The sequence below is a fragment of the Pseudomonas flavocrustae genome (assembly GCF_029872515.1).
GTDB lineage: Bacteria > Pseudomonadota > Gammaproteobacteria > Pseudomonadales > Pseudomonadaceae > Chryseomonas > Chryseomonas aestiva.
This window is the reverse complement of sequence record NZ_JAPDIQ010000002.1, coordinates 524,912-534,390: the sequence shown is the minus strand read 5'-3', so window position 1 is coordinate 534,390 and position 9,479 is coordinate 524,912. Positions and strand designations below refer to the sequence as shown.

Annotated in this window: 10 protein-coding genes and 5 tRNA genes; 4 read left to right on the top strand and 11 right to left on the bottom strand. The window is 64.0% G+C overall.

Annotated elements, in window-relative coordinates:
* Positions 1–39: 39 nt before the first annotated feature.
* From OMP44_RS07260 to OMP44_RS07240, 5 genes are all read right to left on the bottom strand, one after another.
* A tRNA-Glu gene (locus OMP44_RS07260) sits at positions 40–115 on the bottom strand.
* A 64-nt stretch (positions 116–179) separates the two neighbouring features.
* Positions 180–255: transfer RNA gene (locus OMP44_RS07255), tRNA-Gly, on the bottom strand.
* Between the two features lie 4 nt (positions 256–259).
* A tRNA-Glu gene (locus OMP44_RS07250) sits at positions 260–335 on the bottom strand.
* A gap of 64 nt (positions 336–399) precedes the next feature.
* Positions 400–475, bottom strand: a tRNA-Gly gene (locus tag OMP44_RS07245).
* A 6-nt stretch (positions 476–481) separates the two neighbouring features.
* A tRNA-Glu gene (locus tag OMP44_RS07240) sits at positions 482–557 on the bottom strand.
* Positions 558–728: 171 nt separating this feature from the next.
* Between OMP44_RS07240 and OMP44_RS07235 the strand changes: the two genes are divergently transcribed.
* Positions 729–1,496 carry a hypothetical protein gene (locus tag OMP44_RS07235; RefSeq protein ID WP_252977105.1) on the top strand — a complete coding sequence of 256 codons (768 nt, stop codon included), beginning with the start codon at positions 729–731 and terminating at the stop codon, positions 1,494–1,496.
* A 25-nt stretch (positions 1,497–1,521) separates the two neighbouring features.
* Here OMP44_RS07235 and OMP44_RS07230 read toward each other — a convergent pair whose 3' ends face one another.
* The 4 genes from OMP44_RS07230 to msrB all read right to left on the bottom strand — a co-directional run bounded on the left by OMP44_RS07230 (position 1,522) and on the right by msrB (position 3,883).
* Complete coding sequence (locus tag OMP44_RS07230; RefSeq protein ID WP_280307160.1) at positions 1,522–2,010, bottom strand: GAF domain-containing protein; 489 nt, start codon at positions 2,008–2,010, stop codon at positions 1,522–1,524.
* Positions 2,007–2,894 (bottom strand): ATP-binding protein, encoded by an 888-nt coding sequence (locus tag OMP44_RS07225; RefSeq protein WP_280307159.1) that lies wholly within the window; start codon positions 2,892–2,894, stop codon positions 2,007–2,009. The genes OMP44_RS07230 and OMP44_RS07225 overlap by 4 nt, the downstream gene beginning before the upstream one ends.
* Before the next feature lie 105 nt (positions 2,895–2,999).
* On the bottom strand, positions 3,000–3,485 hold the full coding sequence (locus OMP44_RS07220; protein ID WP_280307158.1) for a glutathione peroxidase: 486 nt from the start codon (positions 3,483–3,485) through the stop codon (positions 3,000–3,002).
* Positions 3,482–3,883, bottom strand: coding sequence for a peptide-methionine (R)-S-oxide reductase MsrB (gene msrB, locus OMP44_RS07215; protein ID WP_133859295.1), 402 nt, complete (start codon positions 3,881–3,883; stop codon positions 3,482–3,484). The genes OMP44_RS07220 and msrB overlap by 4 nt, the downstream gene beginning before the upstream one ends.
* Before the next feature lie 155 nt (positions 3,884–4,038).
* Here msrB and OMP44_RS07210 point away from each other — a divergent pair, with 155 nt between their 5' ends.
* Together OMP44_RS07210 and htpX are read left to right on the top strand one after the other, a co-directional pair.
* The gene (locus OMP44_RS07210; protein ID WP_133859296.1) at positions 4,039–5,250 is read left to right on the top strand and encodes a pyridoxal phosphate-dependent aminotransferase; all 1,212 of its coding nucleotides are present in this window, start codon (positions 4,039–4,041) and stop codon (positions 5,248–5,250) included.
* A gap of 193 nt (positions 5,251–5,443) precedes the next feature.
* Complete coding sequence (gene htpX, locus OMP44_RS07205) at positions 5,444–6,322, top strand: protease HtpX (protein WP_007162229.1); 879 nt, start codon at positions 5,444–5,446, stop codon at positions 6,320–6,322.
* Positions 6,323–6,361: 39 nt separating this feature from the next.
* Here htpX and OMP44_RS07200 read toward each other — a convergent pair whose 3' ends face one another.
* Together OMP44_RS07200 and OMP44_RS07195 are read right to left on the bottom strand one after the other, a co-directional pair.
* On the bottom strand, positions 6,362–7,537 hold the full coding sequence (locus OMP44_RS07200; RefSeq protein WP_280307155.1) for a vWA domain-containing protein: 1,176 nt from the start codon (positions 7,535–7,537) through the stop codon (positions 6,362–6,364).
* An 8-nt stretch (positions 7,538–7,545) separates the two neighbouring features.
* Positions 7,546–8,379 carry an AAA family ATPase gene (locus OMP44_RS07195; protein WP_133859298.1) on the bottom strand — a complete coding sequence of 278 codons (834 nt, stop codon included), beginning with the start codon at positions 8,377–8,379 and terminating at the stop codon, positions 7,546–7,548.
* Between the two features lie 110 nt (positions 8,380–8,489).
* Between OMP44_RS07195 and cysK the strand changes: the two genes are divergently transcribed.
* Positions 8,490–9,464: a cysteine synthase A gene (gene cysK, locus OMP44_RS07190; RefSeq protein WP_187979077.1), complete on the top strand. Its 975-nt coding sequence runs from the start codon at positions 8,490–8,492 to the stop codon at positions 9,462–9,464.
* Positions 9,465–9,479 lie beyond the last annotated feature (15 nt).

Sequence of the window (9,479 nt, the reverse complement as noted above, 5' to 3'; positions counted from 1 at the left end):
GCAAGGTCGTGCTCTACCAACTGAGCTATTCCCGCAATATGGCGTCCCCTAGGGGACTCGAACCCCTGTTACCGCCGTGAAAGGGCGGTGTCCTAGGCCACTAGACGAAGGGGACGAAACCTCTTTCCACAAGGCCTTTCACCTTGCATCCCACTGTCATGAAACCGTGAGATTGTGTTTGGAGCGGGAAACGAGACTCGAACTCGCGACCCCGACCTTGGCAAGGTCGTGCTCTACCAACTGAGCTATTCCCGCAATATGGCGTCCCCTAGGGGACTCGAACCCCTGTTACCGCCGTGAAAGGGCGGTGTCCTAGGCCACTAGACGAAGGGGACGAAACCTCTTTCCGCAAGGCCTTTCACCTTGCATCCGCCTGCCCGAGGGCAACCGGATTGTATTTGGAGCGGGAAACGAGACTCGAACTCGCGACCCCGACCTTGGCAAGGTCGTGCTCTACCAACTGAGCTATTCCCGCAATTTTTGGCGTCCCCTAGGGGACTCGAACCCCTGTTACCGCCGTGAAAGGGCGGTGTCCTAGGCCACTAGACGAAGGGGACCAGGTAGAATCCCTCAGGACCCTGACCTACCACTCGGCTGACGCTTGCCGCCGTTGGGAGTGCGCGCATTCTAGGGAGCCTTACCCTGGGCGTCAATAGCTGATTAAATACTTTTCAAATCAACGACTTCGCTCGCACGACAAACGGCGGGCAAGCACCATGGAGAAGGTCATGTCCTCAACGATGATTGCAGCGGTAGTGGGACTTGGCATCCTCGTGTTGATCATGATCGCCTTCGTCAACCAGAAGCTCGAAGCGGGACGCCTGGAAAAGCAGCGCCTGGTCGCCGATCTCACCGACCGCATCAAGCGCTGCGCCCAGCTGGGCGGCAGCCTGCCCGGCCAGCTGATGACCCCGGCGCTCAAGCAGCTGTTTCACCGCATCGAGCTGGGGCTGATCGCCCGCCTCGCCGCCCTGCAGACGCCTTCCGCCAGCCTCACCGCACGCAAGACCGAACTGGAAGAAGCCCTGGCCAAGGGCGACGACATCGAAGTCGCTAACGCTGCCCGGCCGGTGCATACCGAGGCGCGGGTCAAGGAAGTCCGCGGTTATCTGGAAATGCTCCATGCACTCGTCGCCCATGCCAACCAGATCGGCATTCTCGACGGCCAGGAAGCGCAGCGCTGGGTCGGCGAGATGCGCTATCTGCTCACGGCGACATATGTGGAATTCTTCCGCTATCAGGCCGAACAGCAGATCAAGAGCGAGCACTACATCCAGGCGCGGCAGTCGTACGAGCGGGCGATCATGCAGATTCGCAAGCAGCAGCAACCCGAGCGCTATACCGAGTTGCTGGCCCATCTGGAAGAGCAGATCACCCAGGTGAAACGCCAGCAGAGCGAAATGGTCGAGCAGGCCAGCAGCAGTTCCAACGAGCTGTCGGACAGCGTGGACACGCTCAAGGACGACAGTTGGCGCAAGAAGAACGACTACGAGTGAGGGCTTCCCTGCCCTCCTCCGGCGATCAGCAGTCGGTCGCGACCAGAAAGGCCGCTACCAGCGCTTCGATACCGGCCTGATCCGCTGCGCTGAAGCGCCCCGGATGCGGACTGTCCAGATCCAGTACGCCGATCAGGCGACCGCCCTGGACCAGCGGCACCACCAGCTCGCTGCGCGAAGCGGCGTCACAGGCGATATGTCCGGGAAAGGCATGGACATCCTCGACGCGCTGGGTACGCCGCTCGCGGGCGGCGGCCCCGCACACGCCCTTGCTGAAGGGAATGCGCATGCAGGCCACCTTGCCCTGGAAAGGCCCGAGTAGCAGCTGGTCCTCACCCTCGACGAAATAGAAGCCGGCCCAGTTCAGGTCCGGCACCTCCTGATAGATGAAGGCCGACAGCTGGGCGGCATTGGCCACCAGATTGCGCTCACCGGACAGCAGGGCTTCCACCTGGGCGGCCAGCATGGCGTAGCCTTCGAGTCCCGCCCCTACGCCCGTCAGTTCTACGGTCATGCTTTCTCCAACAGTTTGAGCCCGACCCATTGCCGGGCGAATTGATAGGCACAGCGGCCATTGCGGTTGCCGCGACCGGAAGCCCAGCGGATGGCCTCGCGATCGGCTTCTTCGGACCACTCCAGCTGCAGGCCGGACTTGCCGGCCAGGGTCGCGCACCAGTGGCGCACCACGGCGAGATAGTGATCCTGGGTGAAGGGATAGAAGGACAGCCACAGACCGAAGCGATCCGACAGCGCGATCTTGTCTTCGGCCGCCTCGCTCGGATGCAATTCGCCGTCGACGTGCTCCCAGTTGGCATTGTCGCTCTGTCGTTCGGCCACCAGATGACGCCGGTTGGAGGTGGCATAGAGCACCACGTTGTCCGGCGCCTGCTCCAAGGAGCCATCCAGCACGCTCTTGAGCACCCGGTAGTCGTCGCTGCCGGAATCGAAGGAAAGGTCGTCACAGAACACCACGAAGCGCTGCGGCTGACCGGCGAGCTGCTCCACGGCACGGGGCAGATCGGCGAGATCGTCACGCTCGATTTCGATCAGCCGCAGACCCTCACCGGCATATTCCGCCAGCAACGCCCGGATCAGCGACGACTTGCCGGTGCCCCGCGCGCCCCACAGCAAACTGTGGTTGGCTGGCAGTCCAGCCACGAATTGCCGGGTGTTGCGGGCGAGCTGGTCGCGCTGGCGATCGATACCCAGCAGATCGGCCAGGCGCAGTTCCAGATTGACCTCGAGCGGCTGCAGATAGCCGCCATGGCCCTCCCGGCGCCAGCGCGCGGCATAGCAGCGCTGCCAGTCCAGCGGTTCGCGACGATGGGGCAACAGGGGTTCGAGACGCTCCAGCACCTGCCGCGCGTGGAGCAGAAAGTCTTCTAGGGAGGCATTCACAGGGATGATCCTTGACGACAATAAGAGAAGCGGGCCAGCCGCCAGCCAGGCCGCGCATTATCGTATGACCTTTATCTTCCAGACAAAGGCCGGACGAACCAGGTGCTAGGACGCCAGCGCCTGGCGGACATGCTTTTCCAGCTGCGACGGCCGGGTGATGGGCGCGAAGCGCTGCACGCGCCCCTGCGCCGGCGTGACCAGGAACTTGGTGAAATTCCAGCGGATCGCGCCGCCCAGGAGGCCCGGAGCCGCCTGTTTGAGGGCGACGAACAGCGGATGGGCGCCTTCGCCGTTGACGTCGAGCTTGGCCATTACCGGAAAGCTGACGTTGAAGCGGGTCAGGCAGAAGGTCTGGATCTCGGCATTGCTGCCGGGCTCCTGGCCGCCAAACTGGTTGCAGGGAAAGACGATCACCCGCAGCCCTTGGGCCAGATAGCGCTGCTGCAACAGCTCGAGGCCATCGTACTGGCGGGTGAAGCCGCAACGACTGGCGGTATTGACCACCAGATAGGCCCGCGCCGGCCAGTCGGCCAGGCAGGCCCGCTGGCCGTCAGCCGTTTCGAACGGCAGGCTGAGGAGGTCCTTGATCACGCGGAGGCCCTGGGTTGCAGCTGCAAGGCCACCGAATTGATGCAATAGCGCAGGCCGGTCGGTGGCGGACCGTCGGGAAAGACGTGTCCCAGGTGCGCATCGCAACGGGCGCAGAGCACCTCGACGCGGTGCATGCCGTGACTGAAGTCCTCCTTTTCCCTTACCGCCTCGGCAGCGATGGGCGCGTAATAGCTGGGCCAGCCGCAGCCGGAATCGAACTTGGTGCTGGAGTCGAACAGTGCCAGCTCGCAGCAGGCGCAGTGATAGACGCCGGGCGTCTTGGTGTTGCAGTAGGCGCCGGTGTAGGGTCTTTCGGTCGCGGCCAGGCGACAGACGCGAAACTGATCGTCGGTCAGGCGCTCACGCCAGTCTTCCGGGCTACGCTGTACTTTTTCCATGATGACCTCGCTGGATGCCGGCGCATCTTTTGTAACAGGCGATGCAGCCGTATGATTCCCGCTCAGTCTGGCATCCGCCCCCGGATGCTGCCAAGCGCCGGTCGGCGTCCGTTCCCGCCGAGTCTTTCTCGCCCTTTTCCAGGATTCATTTCCCCATGCAGGTCTCCAAGTCGAACAAGCTCGCCAATGTCTGCTACGACATCCGCGGCCCGGTCCTCAAGCATGCCAAGCGCCTCGAAGAGGAAGGCCACCGCATCCTGAAGCTCAACATCGGCAACCCGGCACCCTTCGGCTTCGAGGCGCCCGAGGAGATCCTGCAGGACGTCATCCGCAATCTGCCGACCGCCCAGGGCTACAGCGACTCCAAGGGTCTGTTCAGCGCGCGCAAGGCGGTGATGCAGTACTGCCAGCAGAAGCGCATTGAGGGTGTCGGCATCGAGGACATCTACCTCGGCAATGGCGTCTCCGAGCTGATCGTCATGGCCATGCAGGCGCTGCTCAACAACAACGACGAGGTGCTGATCCCGGCGCCGGACTACCCGCTATGGACCGCCGCGGTCAGCCTGGCCGGCGGCAAGCCGGTGCACTACCTGTGCGACGAGCAGGCGGGCTGGTTCCCCGACCTGGCGGACATGGAAGCCAAGATCACCAGCAACACCAAGGCGCTGGTGCTGATCAATCCGAACAACCCCACCGGCGCGGTCTACTCCAAGGAGGTGCTGGAAGGCATCGTCGAACTGGCACGGCGGCACAACCTGGTGCTGTTCTCCGACGAGATCTACGACAAGATCCTCTACGACGAAGCCCAGCACATCTCCACCGCCTCCCTGGCACCGGACGTCCTGTGCCTGACCTTCAACGGGCTGTCCAAGTCCTATCGCGTCGCCGGTTTCCGCTCGGGCTGGCTGATCGTCTCGGGCCCCAAGCATCGCGCCCACAGCTATATCGAAGGCCTCGACATCCTCGCCAACATGCGCCTGTGCGCCAACGTGCCGGCGCAGCATGCGATCCAGACCGCGCTGGGCGGCTACCAGAGCATCAACGACCTGGTGCTGCCGCACGGACGCCTGCTGGAACAGCGCAATCGCACCTGGGAGCTGCTCAACGACATTCCCGGGGTCAGCTGCGTGAAGCCGATGGGCGCGCTCTACGCCTTCCCGCGCATCGACCCCAAGGTCTGTCCCATCCACAACGACGAGAAATTCGTCCTCGACCTGCTGCTTTCGGAAAAGCTGCTGGTGGTCCAGGGCACGGCCTTCAACTGGCCCTGGCCCGACCACTTCCGCGTCGTCACCCTGCCCCGCGTCGATGACCTGGAGCAGGCCATCGGCCGCATCGGCAACTTCCTCGGTGGCTACTCCCAGTAGCGGTAAAGCATTTCCGGGTCTTTCATCGGTTGGCGCCACCCGCGGCGTCAACCAGCGCCGGCCCTTGCGTGACCGCCATCGCCTGAACGGCCAGACCATCGACGACACAGTTTGCAATAGAGGAAACGTTGAATGGATCGGGGCCGAACCTTATATAGCCGGCAGATAAACCTGTGAGGAGCTGTACCCCACCATGATGCGCATTCTGTTATTTCTGGCTACCAACCTGGCGGTGCTGATCGTTGCCAGCATCACCTTGAAGGTGCTTGGCGTGGATCGCTACACCGGTCAGAACTATGGCAGTCTGCTGGTGTTCTGTGCCGTGTTCGGTTTCGCCGGCTCGCTGGTCTCGCTGTTCATCTCCAAGTGGATGGCGAAGATGAGCACCCGCACCGAGGTCATCAGCCAGCCGCGGACCCGCCATGAGCAGTGGCTGCTGCAGACCGTCGAGGAGCTGGCCCGCGAAGCCGGCATCAAGACCCCCGAGGTCGGCATCTTCCCGGCCTACGAGGCCAACGCCTTCGCCACCGGCTGGAACCGCAACGACGCTCTCGTCGCGGTCAGCCAGGGCCTGCTGGAGCGCTTCTCGCCCGAAGAGGTGCGTGCGGTGCTGGCCCACGAGATCGGCCACGTCGCCAATGGCGATATGGTGACCCTGGCGCTGATCCAGGGCGTGGTGAACACCTTCGTGATGTTCTTCGCGCGGATCTTCGGCAACTTCGTCGACAAGGCCATCTTCAAGAACGAGGAAGGCCACGGCATCGCCTACTTCGTGACCACCATCGTCGCCGAACTGGTGCTGGGCATCCTGGCCAGCATCATCGTCATGTGGTTCTCGCGAAAACGCGAATTCCGCGCCGACGAAGCCGGTGCGCGCCTGGCCGGTCCCAATGCCATGATCGGCGCCCTGCAGCGCCTGCGTGCCGAGCAGGGTATCCCGGTGCAGATGCCCGACACCCTGAACGCCTTTGGCATCAACGGCTCGCTGAAGAACGGCCTGGCCGGTCTGCTGATGAGCCACCCGCCGCTGGAAGACCGCATCGAGGCCCTGCGCCGCTACGGTCAGCGCTAAGCGCGAACGATGAAAAAACCCGGCTTCGGCCGGGTTTTTTCATGGGCGAGTCAAGGATCGAATGGCCTCGCCTAGCCCCTCGCCGGTCAGGGGAAACATGCGCTGGACCATGAGTTCGCGCAGCAGCTGGATCGAGGTGCTGCTGGCCCAGCCCTCCTGGGGATAGGGGTTGAGCCAGGCCGCCCGTGGGAAGTGCTGGCAGAGTCGCTGGATCCACAGGGCACCGGGCTCTTCGTTCCAGTGCTCGACGCTGCCACCTGGATGGGTGATCTCGTAGGGCCCCATGCTGGCGTCGCCGACGATCACCAGGCGGTAGTCCGCGCCATAGCGGCGCAGCAGGTCGGCGGTGTTCAGCCCCTCCTCATGGCGCCGGGCATTGTCACGCCAGACGCGTTCATAGACGCAATTGTGGAAGTAGTAGTACTCCAGGTGGCGAAACTCCAGGCGACAGGCGCTGAACAACTCGCTGCACAGGCGCACATGCAGATCCATGGAGCCGCCGACATCGAGTAGCAGCAGCACCTTGGTCGCATTGTGCCGTTCCGGTCGATAGCGCACGTCCAGCAGACCACCCTCGCGTGCCGTGGCCGCGACGGTGCCCTCCAGATCGAATTCCGCCGCCGCGCCCTGGCGGGCGAAGCGCCTGAGCCGGCGCAGGGCCAGTTGCAGGTTGCGGCGGTCCAGCGGCGCGCGATCGTCCAGGTTACGGTAGTCGCGCTGCTCCCAGACCTTGGCCGCTTGCCCCTGCCGGGTACCGGCCTCGCCGATGCGTACGCCGAAGGGATTGTAGCCACCGCTGCCGAAGGGACTGGTGCCTCCCGTGCCTATCCACTTGTTGCCGCCGGCATGCCGCTCGCGCTGGTCGCCGAGGCGCTGCTGCAGGGTGGCGAGCAATTCATCGAGGCCACCCAGCGCCAGTAGCCGCTGGCGATCCTCCTCGGACAGCCGCCGTTGCAGCTCCAGTCGCAGCCAGTCCGCAGGAATCGCCTGCGTATCCGCCGAGCGCTCCGACCTGGCCACCTCACCGGCATAGACCTGATCGAAACGGTCGAAGAAGCGCTCGTCCTTGACCAGCACCGCACGGGCCAGCAGATAGAAGGCGTCGGGATCGGCCACCACCAGGCCCGCATCCAGGGCAGCATGCAGATCCAGCAGTTCGCCCAGGGACACCGGGATGCCCGCCGCCCTGAGTCGGGTGAAGAAGTCGAGGAACATGCCTCTCCTCAGCTCCGCCGACGACGCATGAAGGCCTGGCGCTCGAGCAACTGCAGATCCTGCTCGTTCTTCAACAGGGCGCCCGCCAGCGGCGGCAGGCCACTCTCGCCATGCAGTGCCCGCTGCGCCGCCTCATCGCCCAGCAGCAGCGCCAGCCAGTCCACCAGCTCCGAGGTGGACGGTTTCTTCTTCAGCCCCGGCACGCTGCGCAGGTCGAGGAAGAGATCCAGGGCCTCCTGGACCAGACGCTGCTGGAGATCGGGATAGTGCACCTGGACGATGCGCTCGAGGGTTTCGCGCTCGGGAAAGCGGATGAAGTGGAAGAAGCAGCGACGCAGGAAGGCGTCCGGCAACTCCTTTTCGTTGTTGGAGGTGATGATGATGATCGGGCGTCGCTGGGCGCGGATGGTCTCGCCGGTCTCGTAGACGTGGAACTCCATGCGATCGAGTTCCAGCAGCAGATCGTTGGGAAATTCGATGTCGGCCTTGTCGATCTCGTCGATCAGCAGCACCACCGGATCCTCGGCGGTAAAGGCGTCCCACAGCTTGCCCGGCTTGATGTAGTTCGCCACCTCCTGCACCCGGGGATCGCCGAGTTGGGAATCACGCAGGCGGCTCACGGCGTCGTATTCATAGAGGCCCTGCTGCGCCTTGGTGGTGGACTTCACATGCCAGGTGATCAGCCGCGCGCCCTGGCTCTGGGCCACCTGCTCGGCCAGCAGCGTCTTGCCGGTGCCCGGCTCGCCCTTCACCAGCAACGGACGCCCCAGCCGGATGGCCGCATTCACCGCCAGACTGAGTTCGGCCGTGGCCACATAACGCTCGGTACCCTGAAAGGCCATCACTGATCCTCGGCAGCTGTTTTGCCTGACGATAGCATGCCGCGCCCGGGCTGGACGTCATCGGACGCAAGGCCTAGGCTGCGAGTTTTCCGCGCCGTACAGGATCCGTCATGAGCCGCATCTTCGCTGACAATGCCCAGTCCATCGGCAATACGCCGCTGGTCTACATCAATCGTCTCGGTCCCAAGGGCGTCACCCTGCTCGCCAAGATCGAGGGACGCAATCCGGGCTATTCGGTCAAGTGCCGCATCGGTGCCAACCTGATCTGGGACGCGGAAGCCAAGGGGCTGCTCAAGCCCGGCATGAGCCTGGTGGAGCCGACGTCGGGCAATACGGGGATCGGCCTGGCCTATGTCGCGGCAGCCCGGGGTTACCGCCTGGTGCTGACCATGCCCGCCTCCATGAGCCTGGAGCGGCGCAAGGTGCTCAAGGCGCTGGGTGCGGAGCTGGTGCTGACCGAGCCGGCCAAGGGCATGAAGGGCGCCATCGAAAAGGCCCGGGAAATCGCCGAGAGCGAACCCGCTCGCTATTTCATGCCGCAGCAATTCGACAACCCGGCCAATCCGGCCATCCACGAGAAGACCACCGGCCCCGAGATCTGGAACGACACCGATGGCGCCATCGATGTACTGGTGGCTGGCGTGGGTACCGGCGGCACCCTGACCGGCATCTCGCGCTTCATCAAGAACACCAAGGGCAAGCCGATCCTGTCGGTGGCCGTCGAGCCGGAGACCTCGCCGGTCATCAGCCAGACCCTCGCCGGTGCCGAGGTGAAACCCAGCCCGCACAAGATCCAGGGCATCGGCGCCGGCTTCGTGCCCGGCAATCTGGACCTTGCCATGGTCGATCGCGTCGAGCAGGTGAGCGATGAGCAGGCCAAGCTGATGGCCCAGCGGCTGATGCGCGAGGAAGGCATTCTCTGTGGCATTTCCTGCGGCGCCGCCATGGCCGCGGCGGTCCGACTGGCCGAGACGCCGGAGATGCAGGGCAAGACCATCGTGGTCATCCTGCCGGATTCCGGTGAGCGCTATCTGTCGACGATGCTCTTCGACGGTCTGTTCGACGAGCAGGACCTCGTCCAGTAAAAAGACAGAGGCCCT

Coding starts and splice junctions, on each gene's coding strand:
- OMP44_RS07235 (WP_252977105.1), top strand. CDS start 729: ATGTCCTCAACGATGATTGCAGCGGTAGTGGGACTTGGCATCCTCGTG.
- OMP44_RS07230 (WP_280307160.1), bottom strand. CDS start 2,010: ATGACCGTAGAACTGACGGGCGTAGGGGCGGGACTCGAAGGCTACGCC.
- msrB (WP_133859295.1), bottom strand. CDS start 3,883: ATGGAAAAAGTACAGCGTAGCCCGGAAGACTGGCGTGAGCGCCTGACC.
- OMP44_RS07210 (WP_133859296.1), top strand. CDS start 4,039: ATGCAGGTCTCCAAGTCGAACAAGCTCGCCAATGTCTGCTACGACATC.
- htpX (WP_007162229.1), top strand. CDS start 5,444: ATGATGCGCATTCTGTTATTTCTGGCTACCAACCTGGCGGTGCTGATC.
- OMP44_RS07200 (WP_280307155.1), bottom strand. CDS start 7,537: ATGTTCCTCGACTTCTTCACCCGACTCAGGGCGGCGGGCATCCCGGTG.
- OMP44_RS07195 (WP_133859298.1), bottom strand. CDS start 8,379: ATGGCCTTTCAGGGTACCGAGCGTTATGTGGCCACGGCCGAACTCAGT.
- cysK (WP_187979077.1), top strand. CDS start 8,490: ATGAGCCGCATCTTCGCTGACAATGCCCAGTCCATCGGCAATACGCCG.